At 69.7% G+C, this 17,284-nt stretch carries 18 protein-coding genes and 2 pseudogenes; 9 read left to right on the top strand and 11 right to left on the bottom strand.

Annotated elements, in window-relative coordinates:
• Positions 1-720: 720 nt before the first annotated feature.
• On the bottom strand, positions 721-948 hold the full coding sequence (locus ACIPSA_RS35640; protein WP_402642330.1) for a hypothetical protein: 228 nt from the start codon (positions 946-948) through the stop codon (positions 721-723).
• Positions 949-964: 16 nt separating this feature from the next.
• Between ACIPSA_RS35640 and ACIPSA_RS35635 the strand changes: the two genes are divergently transcribed.
• Both ACIPSA_RS35635 and ACIPSA_RS35630 read left to right on the top strand, forming a co-directional pair.
• Positions 965-1,615, top strand: a complete 651-nt coding sequence (locus ACIPSA_RS35635; protein WP_402642328.1) for a hypothetical protein — start codon at positions 965-967, stop codon at positions 1,613-1,615.
• A 487-nt stretch (positions 1,616-2,102) separates the two neighbouring features.
• Positions 2,103-2,699 carry a recombinase family protein gene (locus tag ACIPSA_RS35630; RefSeq protein ID WP_402642325.1) on the top strand — a complete coding sequence of 199 codons (597 nt, stop codon included), beginning with the start codon at positions 2,103-2,105 and terminating at the stop codon, positions 2,697-2,699.
• Positions 2,700-2,799: 100 nt separating this feature from the next.
• On the opposite strand, the gene ACIPSA_RS35625 is transcribed toward ACIPSA_RS35630, so the two are convergent.
• The 3 genes from ACIPSA_RS35625 to ACIPSA_RS35615 all read right to left on the bottom strand — a co-directional run bounded on the left by ACIPSA_RS35625 (position 2,800) and on the right by ACIPSA_RS35615 (position 6,139).
• Positions 2,800-3,525, bottom strand: coding sequence for an ABC transporter permease (locus tag ACIPSA_RS35625; RefSeq protein WP_402642323.1), 726 nt, complete (start codon positions 3,523-3,525; stop codon positions 2,800-2,802).
• A 107-nt stretch (positions 3,526-3,632) separates the two neighbouring features.
• Positions 3,633-5,195, bottom strand: coding sequence for an ABC transporter permease subunit (locus ACIPSA_RS35620; protein ID WP_402642320.1), 1,563 nt, complete (start codon positions 5,193-5,195; stop codon positions 3,633-3,635).
• Positions 5,192-6,139, bottom strand: coding sequence for an ABC transporter ATP-binding protein (locus ACIPSA_RS35615; RefSeq protein WP_402642317.1), 948 nt, complete (start codon positions 6,137-6,139; stop codon positions 5,192-5,194). Before ACIPSA_RS35615 ends, ACIPSA_RS35620 begins: the two co-directional genes overlap by 4 nt.
• Positions 6,140-6,258: 119 nt before the next feature.
• Here ACIPSA_RS35615 and ACIPSA_RS35610 point away from each other — a divergent pair, with 119 nt between their 5' ends.
• From ACIPSA_RS35610 to ACIPSA_RS35595, 4 genes and pseudogenes are all read left to right on the top strand, one after another.
• On the top strand, positions 6,259-7,518 hold the full coding sequence (locus tag ACIPSA_RS35610) for a sensor histidine kinase (protein ID WP_402642314.1): 1,260 nt from the start codon (positions 6,259-6,261) through the stop codon (positions 7,516-7,518).
• Positions 7,515-8,192 carry a response regulator transcription factor gene (locus ACIPSA_RS35605; RefSeq protein ID WP_402642311.1) on the top strand — a complete coding sequence of 226 codons (678 nt, stop codon included), beginning with the start codon at positions 7,515-7,517 and terminating at the stop codon, positions 8,190-8,192. Before ACIPSA_RS35610 ends, ACIPSA_RS35605 begins: the two co-directional genes overlap by 4 nt.
• Positions 8,193-8,371: 179 nt before the next feature.
• Positions 8,372-8,721: pseudogene (locus tag ACIPSA_RS35600) on the top strand (recombinase family protein); the annotation flags it as partial.
• Positions 8,695-9,090: a helix-turn-helix domain-containing protein gene (locus ACIPSA_RS35595; RefSeq protein WP_402642704.1), complete on the top strand. Its 396-nt coding sequence runs from the start codon at positions 8,695-8,697 to the stop codon at positions 9,088-9,090. The pseudogene ACIPSA_RS35600 and the gene ACIPSA_RS35595, both read left to right, overlap by 27 nt.
• Positions 9,091-9,417: 327 nt before the next feature.
• Here ACIPSA_RS35595 and ACIPSA_RS35590 read toward each other — a convergent pair whose 3' ends face one another.
• The 6 genes and pseudogenes from ACIPSA_RS35590 to ACIPSA_RS35565 form a co-directional block, all read right to left on the bottom strand.
• A complete protein-coding gene (locus tag ACIPSA_RS35590; RefSeq protein ID WP_402642308.1) occupies positions 9,418-9,897 on the bottom strand; it encodes an HIT family protein in 480 nt (159 codons plus the stop codon).
• 47 nt (positions 9,898-9,944) lie between these two features.
• Positions 9,945-10,325, bottom strand: a pseudogene (locus ACIPSA_RS35585) (transposase family protein); the annotation flags it as partial.
• Between the two features lie 201 nt (positions 10,326-10,526).
• Positions 10,527-11,303 (bottom strand): crotonase/enoyl-CoA hydratase family protein, encoded by a 777-nt coding sequence (locus ACIPSA_RS35580; protein ID WP_402642305.1) that lies wholly within the window; start codon positions 11,301-11,303, stop codon positions 10,527-10,529.
• Positions 11,304-11,350: 47 nt separating this feature from the next.
• A complete protein-coding gene (locus ACIPSA_RS35575; RefSeq protein WP_402642302.1) occupies positions 11,351-11,836 on the bottom strand; it encodes a cytochrome P450 in 486 nt (161 codons plus the stop codon).
• A 1,241-nt stretch (positions 11,837-13,077) separates the two neighbouring features.
• A complete protein-coding gene (locus ACIPSA_RS35570) occupies positions 13,078-13,239 on the bottom strand; it encodes a hypothetical protein (RefSeq protein WP_402642300.1) in 162 nt (53 codons plus the stop codon).
• A gap of 434 nt (positions 13,240-13,673) precedes the next feature.
• A complete protein-coding gene (locus ACIPSA_RS35565; protein WP_402642297.1) occupies positions 13,674-14,726 on the bottom strand; it encodes an alcohol dehydrogenase catalytic domain-containing protein in 1,053 nt (350 codons plus the stop codon).
• 186 nt (positions 14,727-14,912) lie between these two features.
• Between ACIPSA_RS35565 and ACIPSA_RS35560 the strand changes: the two genes are divergently transcribed.
• Together ACIPSA_RS35560 and ACIPSA_RS35555 are read left to right on the top strand one after the other, a co-directional pair.
• A complete protein-coding gene (locus ACIPSA_RS35560; RefSeq protein WP_402642296.1) occupies positions 14,913-15,623 on the top strand; it encodes a TetR/AcrR family transcriptional regulator in 711 nt (236 codons plus the stop codon).
• 302 nt (positions 15,624-15,925) lie between these two features.
• Positions 15,926-16,144 (top strand): hypothetical protein, encoded by a 219-nt coding sequence (locus tag ACIPSA_RS35555; RefSeq protein WP_402642294.1) that lies wholly within the window; start codon positions 15,926-15,928, stop codon positions 16,142-16,144.
• Here ACIPSA_RS35555 and tpg read toward each other — a convergent pair.
• On the bottom strand, positions 16,141-16,545 hold the full coding sequence (tpg, locus tag ACIPSA_RS35550) for a telomere-protecting terminal protein Tpg (protein WP_402642702.1): 405 nt from the start codon (positions 16,543-16,545) through the stop codon (positions 16,141-16,143). The two genes, ACIPSA_RS35555 and tpg, sit on opposite strands and share 4 nt — an antisense overlap.
• Between tpg and ACIPSA_RS35545 the strand changes: the two genes are divergently transcribed.
• Positions 16,474-16,743, top strand: a complete 270-nt coding sequence (locus ACIPSA_RS35545; RefSeq protein WP_402642743.1) for a hypothetical protein — start codon at positions 16,474-16,476, stop codon at positions 16,741-16,743. The genes tpg and ACIPSA_RS35545 overlap by 72 nt on opposite strands.
• Positions 16,744-17,284 lie beyond the last annotated feature (541 nt).

Raw genomic sequence — 17,284 nt, 5'->3', positions numbered from 1 at the left:
CCGCGACTCTCCCTGCCGTTAACCGCGTACCCCACCCCAAGAGCCCCGCGGCGTCATATAGGCGTGACGTGACGTGTGCGGAAGCCCTGACAGCCGTCATTCAGGTCAGGCCGACGCCTCGGGGAGCCGCTCCGTAAGGCACGTCCGTGTCGAGGCGTCAAACGCTGCACGTGCGATACGGCCGCACGCGGCAGCTCCCGGACTTCGGTAGCTCCCGGACTTCGGTCCGGCCCCTCGCAGATCTCTCGCAATCGGCTAGGTTAGTGCAACAGGTGTGGGCCCACAGCATCGCGCACGCACCGATAGCCGTCGGTCACGACGCTCTCCTCATTCGTCTCCCGCACCACAGAAGAGAATGAAAATATTCTGGATTCTCTTTATCCGTCCTCGCTGCCGGAAAATACGGCAGGCGCGTGGCGGCCGGAAGCCGCCCATGCCATCAGTTCGAGTCGTAATCACCGTCTGACATCGATCTCGTTCCTGAGGGGCTCTGGACCGCGCAATCGTGATCATCGGAGTACAGCGCACCGGCGGACTTCCCGTGTTGCCGGCGGTGGGAGACGCGATCAGGGCACTGCGGGAATGGGCGACCGGACAGGGAATCCGACCCGAGCATGTCGCGTAGGTCTCCGACACGGATCTTCGGCCCGTCACCGCGGACACCGTGTTTGACGCCGTCAACGCATTCGCCCAACTACCCACGCTGGAGCAGCTCGTCATCTACTTCTGCGGGCACTGAATCGTCAATAACCGGGATGAATTCTGGCTTCTCTCGGCAGCACCGACCAACCCGAACGCGGCAGTCAATGTCGCCAAGAGCGCAGAACTGGCCTCTCCCGGGCGGATTCCCCATGCCGTCTTCATTTCCGACGCCTGCCGCACCGCCGCGACGACGATCAACGCCCAGGGAGTCACCGGCTCGGTGATCACGCCGAACACCGGTGTCATCGGTCCGAGTCGGGCCGTGGATCTCTTCTTCCCCTGCCTGCTCGGCGAACCGGCCTGCGAGGTACAGGACCCCGTTGAGGTCGGCAAGTACCACTCCCTCTACACCGAAGTCCTCGTGGCCGGACTCCGAGGCGACTACGTCGAGGCCGTCGAGCAGACCACCGATGCCGGCAACGACGTCGGTCTCGTGCGCCCCCGTTTGCTCGCCGATGCGCTGCCGAACCGGGTCGCCGACCGTGCGGCCGCTCTCCAGGCCGGCCTGACCGTCAACCAGCGGCCCGACGCGCGCATCACCTCGGACTCACGCGTGGCCTGGCTGTCACGGATCGTGCGGCTGCCGGACGCCACCGCCTTGGAGGTCGGCCCCGTCGTCACCAATCCCAGCGGTGTCCGCCCACCACGTTCCCAGCTCCGGGGACGCGACGGCCCGCCCGGGAGGCCGCCGGCCGCGCAGCCCAACACCGCGGCAGAGCAGACCGCGAACCAGGCAGCCAGTCGGCTGATCTCCCATCGCCTCGCCGGTGGCCGGCCCCCGACCGGCCTCGTCGTCCGCGGTGCGCGGATCGCCGCGGCGCACGCAGAGCCCGGTGTCGCCATCGACGCCGGCGAGCACGCGGTCGGCGTCGGCTTCCCCGACTCCCAGCGCTCGGCGCGGATTCCCATGTGACGAAGCCGCTCCCCGATGGTTACGCCCATCTCGACACGCCAGTCACGGCTCAACCCCCACCCTATCCGGGCCACGCACCCGATGTCCGTCCCGTGCGACATCTGCTCTGGCGGCCGGGGCGCTGTCGGGAGCCGGGTGGCTCAGCCGCTGTAGCCGCGGCGGCAGCCAACTCCTACGCATGGCGCGTGTGACAGGACGCTGCCCTACTGACCATCGGATGCCGCACCCTCGATCACTTCGAAGAGGAGCGCGCCTCCCTGCACGAGGAAGGCGTCCCCGCCGAGTTCCTGCCCAGCGCCGGCGAACACGGGCGCCTCGACCTCATCTGACGCCGTTCCACATCCTTGGAAGTGGAACGGGACATCACACGCTCCGTCAGGAGGCGTGCATCCTTGGCCGATCGCACCGCCGATCGTTCCGAAAGTCGTTCCACAAGAAGCGTTCCGAAACAGCCGTACGGAGCCAACTTCCAGTGCGGTGTGCCGTCATGGGAACCCACAACCGCCCCACGGGCGGACTCAAACTCGGATACGCGCGGATTTCCACCACCAAGCAGAGCCTGGAACGCCAGCTCGACTCCCTCGGCGAGATGAGCATCCCCGAGAAGCAGATCTACGTGGCCAAGAAGAGCGGTGCCACCGTCGAGCGCCCCGGCCTGGCCGACCCGCTCGCCTACGCCCGCCCCGGGGACACCATCGTGGTGCACACCCTGGACCGGCTCGGCCGCAAGCCGCGCGAAGTCCTCAACCTCGTCCACGATCTGAACGAGAAGCAGATCGGGGTGCGTTCACTGGCCGACCCGCTGCCGATCAACACCGCCAACGAGGGCATGGGCCGCATCGCCTTCCTGCTACTGGCCCTGTTCGCCGAGATGGAGCGGACCTTCACCGCGGAGCGGGCCGCCCACGCTCACGCCCGCGCCGTGGCCGAAGCGGCAGGCCGCTGCATCGGCCGGCCCGTGGCCCACCCAGCCGACAAGATCGAGTACGCGCGTCTGCTCCAGGGTCAAGGCGCCAGCTACGGGGAGATCGGCGTCAAGACCGGCATCCCCAAGACCTCCCTGCACCGCTACCTGAAGGGGTAGCGGTGCAGGGAGCCGGGGTGGCCGTCGTATACGTGCTATCGGTCCGTTCCCAGAGTCGTTGGGGCCCGAAGCCACCGTGCTCGCGGTCGGCTCGATTCGGCTACGCGTCGCGCCTGTGCAGCAGCAGGCTGCCGACCAGCAGCGCGGCCGCGGCCCACGTGGCGAGCACGCCCAGGCCGGCCCATGGGCCGATGGGCAGCTCGTGCAGATGGACGGTGGCTTGGATCGCGAGCCCGGCGGTCATGGGCGAGATCTGCTGGAGGTGGCGCTGCCACTCCGGGTCGTTGACCACCCGGGTGACGACCGGGAAGAGATAGAGCAGGCCGAGCACGATCCCGATGGCGGTCGCCGCCTCCCGTACCGCCGTCGCCACGCCGAGGCCGATCAGGGCGATGAGGACGAGGTAGAGGACCGAGCCCACGGCCGCGCGCAGGGTCGGGCCGTCGGCCAGGGAGAGCGGGGCATAGTCGTGTGCCTCGGTGAATCCGTTGCCGGGCAGGATGTAGCGGCCGGCAAGGAGCGAGGCCAGGACAGCGGCCGTCCCGGAGGCGAGGACGACCGTGGTGAGGATCGTCGCCTTGGCGGTGAGTACGGTGATCCGGTTCGTCACCGCAGTGAGCGTGGTGCGGATCATCCCGGTGCCGTACTCGCCGCTGACGGCCAGCACCGCGAGGACGGCGATGACCGCCTGTCCGACGGTGACGCCGGTCAGGGCGAGCTTGACGGCGTCCTGGCCGCACCCCGCGTCCGGGCACTTCACGGCCTTGGCGGTGCCGCAGCCGACGGCCACGGTCAGCGCGACGGCGAGCAGGAGCAACCTGCCCATTTCCCCTGCGGTGCGCAGCTTTGTCCACTCCGCGCGCAGGGCGCGCCCGAAGTCCCCTCGCCACGCGCCGTCAGCCGTGCTCGTGAGTCGTGCACCGCTCAGGAGAGTCATACGTCCCTCCCGCGCAGCCGCACCACGGCCAGACCGAAGGCGAGCGCGGCGTATCCGCACAGCACGGCGAGGCCGGCCCAGGGCGCCAGCGGGTAGTAGCCGGTCGACGGCTCGTACACGCTGAGCACCTGCGCGTACTGCGGCAGGGTCTGCTGGATGGCGAAGCCCGCAGCCGGGGTCACCCGCAGCAGCCACTCCGAGACGCCCGGGGGCAGTACGCCGGAGGTGGCAAGCAGGAAGGGCAGCACGATCGACGCGATGACCAGGGCGACCGCCGTGCCGCTGCGCCGCAGCAGGGCACCGACGCCGAGAGCGAGCACGGCGGCGGCTGCGCAGAGCAGGCCGGTTCCGACCATGACGCGCACTTCGGTCGCCGACGTGACGGGGAAGACATGGAAGCCCCTGCCGCGCGCGCTGCGTTCCCCGATGGGAATGGTGATCGCGGCGGCGACCAGGCCGATGGCGAACGCGACGCCACCAACCACCAGTGCCTTGGCACCAAGCACCCGGCCCCGCAAGGGAGTTGCCGCCATCGTCGTACGCAGCAGACCACGCCGGTACTCGCCGGTGATGAACACCGTGCCCACGGCGATCACCACGATCAGCCCGGCGAATGTACCGACGAGGAAGTTCTCGACGGAGAAGCCGACGCCCATGGCGGGCCCGCCGACGACCGGTGCGATGTCACCGGCCCCGGTCACGGTGAACCCGCCGCCGTCGGTCTGGGTGAATCCGCCCTTGGTGGTGTTCGTGTAGCTGCCGGAGGTGCCCGCGTCGCCGCCCACCTGTGTGCCGCTCCACGCGCTCTGGGACCAGCCACCGGTGAGGCCGGGAGGGCCGAAGGTGCCGGTGGCCACGGCGGGGCTGAAGCCCGTGCCCGCCGCGGTGTCCTGCTTCGCCTCCGGTGACGTGGCGAAGAGCCCGGCCTGCACGGTGCGCGCAAGCCCAGGCAGCTTCGCATGGCCGACCTTGGTCCAGTGGGAGCCGTCGGTGGAGCTGTAACCGGTGAGGCTGTCGCCGGAGCGCACCAGGCGCAGCCAGCGCGGGGACTCCTGGGTGACCTTGCCGGAAGGGCCCGCCGTGTCGTGCGTGTAGTCGTACTGCATGCGCACGCCGTGACCGCCGGTGGCGATGACCGCCGCGTACGGGGATCCCTGGGTGAGGCTTTCCTTCACGATGATCCCTGCCTTCGCCCAGGGCTGGGCGCCCTGCGCCGCCTTGCCGATCCCGGTGTCGGCCACACCGGTCAGGGACCGCAGGGGAACGATGAGGGCGCCGTCGCCGGTGAGCGTCCTGTGGACGAAGTAGAAGCTGTCATTGACGGCCTCGCCGCCGGGGCCCTTCGGATACGAGGCGGAGTCGGCGCCGCGACCGCCGGGGGCGGGGGCGGCCGTGCCGAGCAGGCCGACCACGATCGTCACCAGGAGCGCCCCCGCCATGGCGAGGACCCAGCCGCGTACCGTACGGAACTTCGTCCACTCGGCGTGCAGCGTCCTGAGGAACCCGCTCCGCTCAGCACGCCTCGTGGCCGGGGGGCGAGGGGTGAGGGTGGCGGTCATCGCGTGACCTTCCCCGCCGGGATGCCCCGGTACTCCACCGCGTCCCGGGTGAGCTCCATGTACGCCTCTTCGAGCGTCGCCCGGTGCGTGGACACCTGGGAGAACGGCACCCCGTTCCGGGCGAGCAGGGCCACGATCTCCTCGTCGCGCAGGCCCGTGACGCCGAGGGTGTCGGGGCCGGTGGCGAGAACGGTGGCACCCGCGCCGTGCAGGACCTGGGCGGCGCGCGGAGGCGCGGAGGTACGCAGGGTGACCCGGCCGCCGGACGCCTCGGCGAGCAGCTCGGAGACGCTGGTGTCCGCGACGACCCGGCCGCGACCGATCACCACGAGATGGTCCGCGGTGTCTTCGAGTTCGCTCATCAGGTGACTGGAAACCAGGACAGCGCGGCCCTGCCCGGCCAGCGACGACAGGAAGCCGCGCATCCACACGATGCCGTCGGGGTCGAGGCCGTTGAACGGCTCGTCCAGCATGACGACCGGCGGGTCACCGAGCAGCGCCGCCGCGATCCCCAGGCGCTGGCGCATGCCCAGCGAGAAGCCGCCGGCCTTGCGCCGGGCCGCCGTGCCCAGACCGGCCTGTTCGATGACCTCGTCCACCCGCCGGGGCGGCAGGCCCTGTGAGTGGGCCAGCCACAGCAGGTGGTTACGGGCGGTGCGGCTCGGCTGCAGCGCGGAGGCGTCGAGCAGTGCCCCCAGATGCCGAAGCGGGCGACGCAGGGTCGGGTACGGCACCCCGCCGACCAGGGCCTTTCCCTCCTCGGCTGCCTCAAGGCCCAGGATGACGCGCATGGTGGTGGACTTGCCCGCGCCGTTCGGGCCGACGAAGCCGGTCACCCGTCCGGGCCGCACGGTGAACGTCATCTCGTCCAGAGCCAGCTGTGGCCCGAAGCGTTTACGCAGACCGATGACCTCGATCGTCGCCTTCGTACTCTCATCGCTCATGGGCCCCACCCTGTGACGGAGTGAGTCACAGGGGCCGAACGGCCACTGTCATCTCGGTGTTAGGCGCCTCGGCTTAGTCTGGCCTGGTACGTGTCCTGGTGGGGTGGCGGGAGGGGAGCATGCGGATGAAATGGGGTCCGCCGCGACGGCTCGCGGGCCTGGCTGCCCGGCTCGGCCTGCGCCGTGGCACTGCCCGCACCCGCTTCACCGCTTTGTACGTGACTCTGTTCCTGCTGTCGGGAACGGCGCTGCTCGTCATCGCGGCCGTGGTGGGATCCGGCGGATCGCGCTCCAGCCAGACCGCCCCCGATGGCGGCACCGATCAGCCCGCCACGGCGGCACAGGCCCAGGGCCGCATCGACGAGCTGGAGCAGCAGCTGGCGCGGGCGCACGACACCCAGTCCCGGCAGATCCTGCTCGGCTCCGCCATCGCCCTCGGTGTCATGGCGGTGGTCTCGGTCGGCCTCGGCTGGTTCGTCGCCGGCCGGGTGCTGCGCCCGCTGCGCGTGATGACAGCGGCCACCCGCCGGATCACTGCCGACAGCCTGCACGAACGCCTGGCCATCGGCGGCCCCGGCGATGAGGTGAAGGACCTCGCCGACACCATCGACGACCTTCTCGGCCGCCTGGAGGGCTCCTTCGACGCCCAGCGCCTCTTCGTCGCCAACGCCTCCCACGAGCTGCGCACCCCGCTCACCACGATGCGGGCCTCCCTGGACGTGGCCCTCGCCAAGCCGGGCCCGGTGCCCGAGACCACGGCCACGCTGGCCGCCCGGATGCGCGCCGAACTCGACCAGGTGGACCGGCTGCTGGAGAGTTTCCTCGTCCTGGCTCGCACCCAGCACGGCGAGTTCACCGACTCGGTGCGCCTCACCCTCGGCCAACTCGCGCTGACCGCCCTGACCGGACGGGCAAAGGACATTGAGGCCAAGGGCCTGACCGTGCGTGAAGACCGGATCGACGACTCCGCGTGGGTGTGGGGCAGCCAGACGCTGCTGCGCCGCGCGGTCGACAACGTGGTCGACAATGCGATCGCGCACAACGACCCCGGGGGCTGGATCAGTGTCGCGGTACGGGCCGAAGGAGACGGCGCAGGCGCAGTGTCCCTCGTCGTCGAGTCCAGCGGACCGGTCCTCGACCAGCGGCGGGTGGCGGACCTCGCGCAGCCCTTTCGCCGCCTTGGCGCCGACCGGACCGGCACCGGCCAGGGCAGCGGCCTCGGCCTCTCCATCGTCGCGGCCATCACCCAGGCTCACCACGGCACCCTGGACCTGCGCGCCCGCCCCGACGGCGGCCTGCGCGTCACCGTCACCCTCCCCCGTACGGACGGCAGGGTGACGGCGGAAGCTCCCAACACAGAGACGGGGGTGGCGCGTTGAGAGTCCTGGTGGTCGAGGACGCCCGCCCCCTCGCCGAAGTCATTGCCGAGGGACTGCGCGACCAGGGCATGGCCGTGGATGTGGCCCACGACGGGCTTGACGCCGCGGCCAAACTGGACGTCAACGCGTACGACGTCGTCGTGCTCGACCGCGACCTGCCGGGCATCCACGGCGACACCCTCTGCCAGATGATCACCGAGCGGGACGGCCGGGTGATGGTCCTGATGCTGACCGCCGCCGACTCACCCAGCGACCGCGTCAGCGGCCTGACCCGGGGCGCCGACGACTACCTCGCCAAGCCCTTCCACTTTCCCGAACTCATCCTGCGCATCCGCGCCCTGGCCCGCCGCCGCCCCGCCGCCCGGTCCCGCACCCTGAGCACGGCGGGCATCGAACTCGACCCGATGCGTCGCACCGTCAGCCGCGACGGCCACCAACTCGACCTCTCCGTCAAGGAATTCGCGGTACTCGAAGCCCTCCTTGACGCGAGCCCCGCTTTCCTCAGCACGGAGAACCTCCTCGAACAGGTCTGGGACGAGCACGCCGACCCGTTCACCAACACCGTCACGGTGACCATCAGCCGCCTGCGCCGCAAACTCGGCGACCCTCCGGTCATCGCCACCACACCCGGCGTGGGGTACCGGATCATCGACCCAGGCGCCCCACCCGACTGAGCAGCGGGCCGGGGCCGGCGGCCCGCGAGCGGAGGCCGTGCTCAGTGCACCCGACTCCAGTCATCTGTGCAGCCGACTTCGGAGACTGACACCGTGATCACGAACCCGCAGGTGGGCACTGCCGACAACTCGCGTCGGAAATCAACGTCGATGAACGGTCGTTGGGATGGTTTCCGACAATGCCCCTTGGCTACTGCCGCACTTCGACGGCCGATCGGAATCCCGACCATCAGATCGACGCACTACTGCGCAACGGCGTCGACCGCGACAACATCCACGTCGACGTCGCCAGCGGTGCGAAAGCCTCCCGCCCCAAGCTCGACCTCGTCATGCAACTGATGCGCGAGGGCGACACCCTCAAGGTCACCCGACTCGACCGGCTCTCCCGTCCGTCCTGCACCTGGTCACCCTCGGCGCCGACTTACGCGAGCGCGGCATCGGTCTGCACGTCATCGAGCAGGGCATCGACACTGCCACCATGGAAGGCCGCGCCATGTTCGGCATGCTCAGCGTGCTCGCTGAGCTCCAGCGAGAGCTGATCATGGCGAACGCCAACGACGCGCTCGCCTCCGCGCGGGCGCGCGGCCGGGTCGGCGGGCGCCGCCCCAAGCTGACTCCGGACCAGGCCGAACTGGCCCAGCGGCTCTACGATGCTCGCGAGAAGACCGTCCAGCAGATTGCCGACATGTTCAACGTCCCCCGCTCCACGGTCTACGGACACCTCGACCGCGAGAAGACCGTGCCCCGCCAGCCGAAGAAGACCGCCGCAGCGAAGCCCGGAAAGCTACCGGCGGGTTACTTGCTCCCTGGTCTCCGAGCTGGGACTACGGGGCCGGATCTACTGTTCCCCGGCCTGCCGCAAAGACGCCGAGCGCCGCCGCGAGCAGGCAAGAGATGAAGACCGCGCGCGTCGTCTCGGTGAGACCACTTCTCTGCGGTCGTGGCCTGAGCTGCCTCCACCGTCCCAAACTCCCAGCCGGCCCCTCTCGCGTCAGCAAGTGGCCGCGGAACGAGACCCGCTGGAACCGACCGCGACCCGCAACTGTCCCCACTGCCACCAGTCAGTCACCATCGTCGCGCTTCTCGCGACACCCGAAGCCGCCCGTCCTTCCGTCCCCACCACCAGCCCCGACATCGTTCCACTGCGGAGGACTCAGTGACCGTCATCCGTTGTCCGTCACTGATCACCGAGTCCGCCGACCTGACGGTCGGCGGGCTCACGTCGTCAGCCCATCGAACGCAACCGATCCAGTTCGCTCCCGATCCCGTCCCTCAGCACGTCATGCTGCGGACCCAGCCTGAACCCTTCGTCACTCCACCGGTCACCCGGATACAGCCACACAGGCTTGCCCACCAGCTCGGCCGGCTCCCACTCGAACCGCGGCCAGACATGGGCATGCAAGAACGGGTCGGTGTTCCCCAGAATTTCCAGGTTGATCCGGCGGAAGTCGGGGTCCAGACGTCGGCAGACGCGCTCAACGGCTTCTCCGAGCCGGTCCATGTCGGACAGAAACGACAGCCGCCTCGCCTTCGGCAGATCAGACAGCCGCTGAACACCTGGTTCGTCCACGAGGAGAACCGAGTAACCCGGCAAGAACTGAACGTCGCCGATCACCGCGAATCCCGACTCAAGCCGCCGCAGCACGGTCGGGTTCTCACCTCGCAGAGCAGCCCCGATCCGATCCATCCTCCAGTCACCAGTCATAGCCCCAACCTAGCCACAGGTGATCAAGGCCCGCTCTTCGCTCCCCAAACGGGCACGGCCAGCAGACTGGCGAGGCGGGCGGCCGCCCGGCCGCATAACTCCCGCGCTACCTGGGATATCTGCCCGGCAAGCCGCACCGTGCGGCGCTGATGACGCTCCAGCAGTCCGGGGATCTGCTCGCGGAAGGTCTGCCGCCGACAGCCCGGGAACGGGCAGAGCAGCCGCCGTATGCGCAGGCGCACGACGACCTGGCGGCCGTCGACCAGCACGTCCGTCGCCGTCCGACCGTGGTGCCCGTGCATCTTCACCGTCGGCGTCCCGCACACCGGACACGGCACCGCCACATCCCGGGTGCGGGCCGTGACCACCACCGCGTCACCGCCGTCCGCTACGTAATCGACGACCAGCGCCGACAGCCTGGAAAACACCTTCCCTGTAAGGAAGTTGACGTCCATCACGAAATCATGATCACGGACGGCCACCCAGCGTCACCACCGACTACGGGCCAGACCCGCTCGTTTGACAGGCCTCCTACTCGCTGCGCAGAAAGACCGGCCGCTGGCATCGCTTGTCGCGGACCAACGAAACTGCGCAGCGTTCAGCGAACCTGCGTGTGAGTTGGCGCTTGGTCAGGTCGTCCAGGACGGTGGTCTCTTCTCGCAGAAGGCGCGAGTACCCTCGGCTGCCGCGTCCGTGCGGAAGACGGGGGCGGTGAGCGGGTCCTGGACGGTGAACGCCGCGTGATCGTCGAGACCGCTCGTGACCCCGACGACCTGCCGGGTGATCCTGACCGCTTGCGGGGAGTTGGCGCGGATCCGTGCGGCGAGGCCGATCGCACCGTCCAGGGCTTTGCCCTCGCCGGTGAGCTGGTTGACGAGCCCATGCTGGGCGGCCTCCTCGGCCGGGAGCGGGCAGCCGGTCAGCAGGATCTCCATGGCCAGGTGGTGGGGGAGGCGTCGGGGCAGGCGGATGGCTCCGCCATCCGAGGCGACGAGGCCGCGCGTGACTTCGGGCAGTGCGAAGAAGGCGGTGTCGGCGGCGGCGATGAGGTCGCAGGCGAGGACGAGTTCGAAGCCGCCGGCCACCGCCGCCCCTTCGACGGCGGCGATGACCGGCTTGGACCGCCGGGTGCGGGTGAGCCCGGCGAGACCCCGATCGGCGACTGTGGGCACTCCTTCGACAGGGAAGGCTTTGAGGTCCATACCTGAGCAGAAGTGGCCGCCCGCTCCGGTGAGGATGCCGACGTCAAGCTCCGGGTCGTCTTCCAGGAGCCTCAGTGCGGCATCGACGGCATCGGCGAGGGCCTGGTCGATGGCGTTGCGGACGCGGGGACGGTTGAGAGTGATGACCAGGACGCCATCTTCTCGCTCGGTCAGTACCACCGGTTCCGTGGTGTTCGTGCTCATCGTGTCCTTCCGGTACGAGGGCGGGCAGGCGCCCGGCGCGGCAGCGGTCATCGGCGCACGACGGGCAGCGCCGCGAGGCCGCGCATGACGCGGGCCGGCCGCCAGGGCAGTTCATCGGCGGGCTTGGCCAGCTCCACCCGGCCAAGACGGTTCAGAAGCAGGGGAAAGGCGACAGCGCCTTCCAGCCGGGCCAGGCCGGCGCCGATGCAGAAGTGCGGCCCGTATCCGAAGGCGAGATGATCGTTGGGTGTCCGGCCCAGATCGAGACGGTCGGGGTCCGCAAAGCGCTCCTCGTCCCGATTGGCGGATCCGATCAGGAGACTGACGATCTCCCCGGCACCGATGGTCCGCCCGTGCAGGTCGATCGGTTCAGCCGTGCACCGGAACGTCGCGTCCCGGACGGGCGAGTCGTAGCGCAGCAGCTCCTCGACCGCGGTGGTGAGCAGCCCTGGACCGGCATCCCGCGCGGCCAGGCGCGCGGCCTGCTCGGGGTGACGCAGAAGGGCGAGCATCCCGTTGCCGATCAGATTCATCGTAGTGTCGCCCGACCAACAGCAGCAGGTAGGCGGTGGAACGCAGTTCCTCCTCGCTGATGGTCCCGTCCTCATCGCCCGCCCGTACCAATGCGCCCAGCAGGTCGACGCCGCCGGGCGACCGGGCAGACCGCTTTTGCGGCAATGAGAGCGTCTAGCAGTCTGCAGCCGTAGGGACGGACACGGCTTCTCCAGCGGATGGGACGGGCGCGGTTTCACCGGCGACGTCGTCGATCAGTGGACATCGCACCAACGAAGCCACCGGACACGGAGATGCGGCACGATCCAGCCCCCGTGACGCACCCCAATCCGCCCGGAGGAACACACGCGCGCCGAGCGCACGCCGACCCGCCGCCTCTGGCGGCCCGGTCGCCACCGTGGTCGCCGACGGCGTTCCCCGGGCGGTGACCGAACTCTGCGACTGCCGATACCTACCGCCGCACGCTCCGCGCCCCAAACGCACAAGGCAAGCCGCACCGACTACGCCATCCCCCTGGGGAACTCCCCCGACATCGGCTGCACCGGCCTTTCATCATCAAGGGCACCACACCCGCCCCCGCGCCCGCGCGGAAACCCGCCTCACCCGCACTGGCGTCCGCCGGGCCCTGACCGAGCCGCCCCCAGCCCCAACGACATCGGGCAGCTTGCCGCGCGCGTCCGAGCCGGCCCGAAGACCTCGTCGAAATGGTGTGCGTGGCGGGTGCTGACGAAGTGGTAGGCGCCGCCGGTCCGGCAGTGGGCGTGCGTGGTGTAGCGGAGGACTTCGTCCCGGGTGAGGACCTTCAGGTCGCCGAGCACGCAGTAGAGCGGTGTCGGGGCATGCGGCCCGTATGCAGGGCCAGGCCCAGACTGTGGCGGGCGGTGCGGGCGTCCGCTTAACCGAGCTCGCGCAGCGGGACGTCGCAGGGCACCAGACGTAGGCCACCATGCGGTCGCCCACCCACCAGGCATCCTCGTGGTCCTGTCTGCATCCGGGCCATAGGCACCCCCTTGCTTTTCCGAAAATTGGGAAGAGTGTGGAGAAGAGAAACGAATACCGAATAGAGGGGGCGATTTCGCGCGCTCCGAACCCGCTACTACAGCTCCTCGTGGAAGAGGTGTCCACCCACATCCAGGACGAGGTCCTGACCCCCGACATCCGGGGCCGCACCGCAATTCCCGCGGCCCCGGACACCCGCCCGACTGCTCAGCGCAAGAACACCGGTCATAGCACGAAGACCGCAGCGCGGCTGGTCACAGGGTCAGCCTATTCCGGTGACCTGCAGGGCCGTGGTCCAGTTGCTCTCGATGGCGCTGCAGACGGTGGACAGGGTGATGGTGCCGGCACAGACGGCGTTCTCCAGCTTCGTCTCCACGCCGTCCTTGGAGTGCGCGGTCTGGGAGCCGGAGTAGGGCCGGGCCACAGGTTGCCCGGGCCGCGCGGCGCGCCGCCGAGTTCTAGGGGGACGAGATGGTCTTCCTCGTAGTCGGCCATGTTGGTGTCGGAGCAGCCGTAGTCGATGATGTCCTGGGCCTTGAGGGGGTTGGTGCAGGAGGCCGGGGGGGGCGGACGGTGGCGGTCCAGCCGGACACACAAATGGTGCTCTGGATGACCGACCGGTCCCTCGGCGCACGGTGGCCTCCGCGATGGATCCGACGTCCTCGGAGTCCGGGCGCCGCTCCTCGCGAGTTGTCTTCAGCTGCTCACCGTGTCCCGCAAGAGATCGCCCGGTGGGGAATGCTTCCGAAGGCGCAGGTTGGCGCAGATCTTCAACGCTTCCCGGCGTGTGACGGGCGGCCGGGGGTTCGTGCTGCCGCCGGCGCGGAAGGCGTGAAGCGGCAGCAGCACCAAGTCGGGTCAACGGGCAGGGTCGAGAAGGATCTTGCGGACACCGTCGGCGCGGCTGTTGAACAGTTCGTACGCTGCGGGGCCCTCGGAGAGGCCGTAGCGGTGGGAGACCACGGCCTCCGGTGTGATCCGGCCGGCCTGGGTGAGGGCGATCAGGGCTGGGAGCTCGTAATGGATCGAGCACAGTCCGATGGCGAACTCCAGCTCCTTGACCTGGGCCAGTCCCATGTGGAAGGGGAAGGCCTTGTTATGGCTGACCCCGATGACGCTGACTCGTCCGGCCTGCCGGACGGCTTTGAGGGCGAGTTCTATGGTGGCATCCGAGCCCACGGCTTCTACCACGGCGTGCGGTCCGCGTCCTGCGGTCATCTCCCGTATGGCCGTCCGTGCGTCCTCGCCCTCGACCGGCTCGACGCCCAGGGTGGCGGCGAAGGCGCGGCGCTCCGCGACCAGGTCCGCGCCCAGCACACGGGCGGCGCCCATGGCGAAGGCGGATTGTGCGGCCATGAGGCCGACCGGCCCGAGGCCGATGACCAGGACCGTTTCGCCGGGCTGGATACGGGCGCGGCGGCAGCCGTACCAGGCCGTAGGAGCGTTGTCGGTAAGGACGACGGCGGCCTCGTCGGAGACTCCTTCGGGCAGATGCACCAGGTTGACGTCGGCGTGTGGCACAGCCAGGGCCTGGGCCTGACTGCCCGGAAGCTTCGGGCTCACTCCGTAGCAGAGGTCCGTTGGGGACTGGGCGCGCTCGCACCGGGCCGTGAGCCCGGCCGCGCAGGTCCTGCACAGGGTGCAGCCGACCGAGGCGGGAACCAGGACTCGGTCGCCGGGCTTGAAGCGGGTGACCTGGTTGCCGGTCTCGACGACCACCCCGACGCACTCGTGCCCCGGGGTGTAGCCCGTCTCCGGGCTGAAGCCGTTGCCGTCGTAGATGTGCAGGTCGCTACCGCAGATGCCGGCCATGGTGACCTGGACGACCGCGTCGGTGGGGCTGGTGACGGCCGGGTCGGGGACGTCTCCGTAGCGGATCTCGTGGCGGCCCTGGTAGGTCAATGCCTTCATGGGATTCCTCCGTCCGGGCGCGGGGCGGCGCCGGTGCAGCACGGGGACGCCGGAGTGGAGAGGTACAGAACATTGGGGCCGGCTGGAAGCCCCAGGACATGGACCGGTCTCCCTCACACCTCAGACGCTTGGATCAACATTTAATGCAACCGTATCATTTTGGCATGAGAGGCTACCATGGGCTCCGTGACAGCCCAGGAGATGCCTGAACAGGCCGCGCCGCCTCGGAGCCGGGGGCCCCGTGACACCCGCGGCAAACTCATCCGGGCCGCAGAGCAGTTGTTCGCGGCGAGAGGGATCGACGGCGTGTCGCTCAGCGAGATCAAACGGGCCGCCGGCCAGCGCAACGCGATGGCCCTGCAGTACCACTTCGGCGACCGGGCGGGTCTGCTGCGGGCCATACTCGACAAGCACCTGCCTGCGGTGGATGCCCGCCGGGAGGTACTGCTGCAGCAGTACGAGGACAGCGGGACCGCCGATCTTCGCTCCCTCGCCGCCGCCCTGGTACTGCCGGCTGCCGCGAAACTCGCTGATCCCGACGGCGGCCGCGAGTTCCTGCAGATCGTGGCCGAACTGCTCAACCGGCCAGAACCCCTGGTCGAGGTCGTTGTGACGAAGGGGTCGAGCATCTTCGCGTGGCGGCGCCTGGTGGAGCCCTTGCTGGCTATCGAGTCGACCACGGTGCTCCACACCCGCTTCACCACCATGCGCTTCTGCCACGCCGAACTTGCCGCCCGTGCCGCCGCCCGCCCTCGCAGGGACGACCGGCTGTTCACCAGCAGGCTGGTCGACCTGGTTACCGCACTGCTGGCCACACCGGTGTCCGAGCAGACCGCACGATTGCTGCACGAGCGAGGCCCGAAGGGTCAGACCCGTCAGCAGGCCTCAGCTCGCTGACCGGCCCCTGCAGCCGATGCGCACACCAGCGGGCATTGTGGCGCCCATGTCTCCCCGCGCTGCGGGAACTTGCGCCGCTCCAGAGCGAGAGCCAGCAGCCGCCTTCTGGAGCCCAGAGACCCACCCCGGCCATCGAAACCGGGCAGCACACCCCACTGCAACCGCCCCCGAGCGGCCACATCCACGTTACGGAGGGCTCTTCCGGCTCGGGTAAAGCCGGTGCTCAAACCCCTCATCAGTGCCCCGTCGATGCCTTCCGTCTCTGCACGTGCCGGATCGCCGACGTCGGCGTCACGGCACGCGTGGCCGACCACTTCGCCTTTCCGGGGCTTCAGGTCGAAGTCGACCTGCTCGACGTCAGTGAACTCCCCCATCAGGCCCTGGCCACGACGGCCGGCGTCACGGAAGTACTGCTCGCCGAGCGACGCGGCCGTAATGTCGAGCAGCTGCTGCTCGGTGGCTCCGGTGTCCTGGGCCCCCACGGGCCGGGCCGCGTGGCGCGCGGGCAGGGCGACGGTTAGATGACGCAGGCGGGCGTCGTTGGTGGTGCCGGGCGCGGCGGTGAAACGACCTGGGCCCGGGTCTGGATGACGAGGCCGGTGCTGGTGACGGCCCGACTGCGGGCCTGCTCGCGGACACGGGGCTGCCAGCGAACGCGCACGTCATTGGCCAGACGCTGGGCGAGGTCGGCGCGGGGCCGGCGGATCTGATCCTTGACGTAACGCTCCACGGTGCGCTGCGAGACGCCCAGCAGCCGGGCCACGGCCCGGGTGATCTTGAGCGCCGGACCAGGAGGTCGTACGGGCATTCTGGTCGGCCTGGGGGGAGGACGCCGGTACCGGCCGTCTCCATGCCGCTGGACGGCGTCGCGGAGACGGCCGGAGCAATCAGAGAGACCGTCGGCCGCGCCCAGCGCGACCATGCCGTCGCCACCGCCCTCAAGGAACTCCGGCGGGCCGACGGATACCGGCGCGGCATCGCCGCGCAGCTGGCGCGCGAGCACGGCGGCAACGAGCGCACCTGGCAGCGAGCCAGGACCGAGGCCCGCGCCCTCTACCAGCGCGGCCAGGGCCAGGACGACACGAGCCCGGCCGCGCTGGCGGCAAAGCCCTCGCCTTGACGTGTGTCCGCGCAGCTGCGCCCGGCTGGCGGCCAGTCCTCCTGGCGCGCCAACTCGTCAGGCGCTGAGCGCGGAGGTCCCGCCGACGCGCAACACCCCCTGAGGGCCGCCCGATCCCCCGCCGCTCCACCACCACGCCCGCCCTCCCCTTCCCGTTCTCTTTCCTGGGTAGGGATGTTGTTGGGGTGCAGAGGGGGATGTCGGGGTTCCCGACCACGCCCGGAAGGTGTGATGACCTGCGGATATGCCGTCAGACATCCGGTGGGGGCGGACAGTTGTCGGCGGGGTTGTCGGAGGGATCCCCAGCGGGGTTGCGGGCGGGGTTATCGCATGGTGACGCTGGTCAGTCCTTCGTGGTCGGTGGTCTGGTCGGGGCCAACTGCTGGCCTGGACGTACACGCAGCACCGGACAAGACCGGCGCTGCACCGTACGAGGAAGGGGCGGCGGTGGCGATGCCGAACGTGGACGTGGGCGGCGGGGACCGGCTGGCGCTGGCCGTGCTGGCCCAGTACCGGATGGCGACGACAGAACAGATGCAAG

Origin of the sequence: Streptomyces sp. NPDC086549, from assembly GCF_044746205.1 — a bacterium.
Classification (GTDB): domain Bacteria; phylum Actinomycetota; class Actinomycetes; order Streptomycetales; family Streptomycetaceae; genus Streptomyces.
Note: the sequence above shows the minus strand (reverse complement) of the source record. Positions and strands in the feature narration are given on the sequence as shown.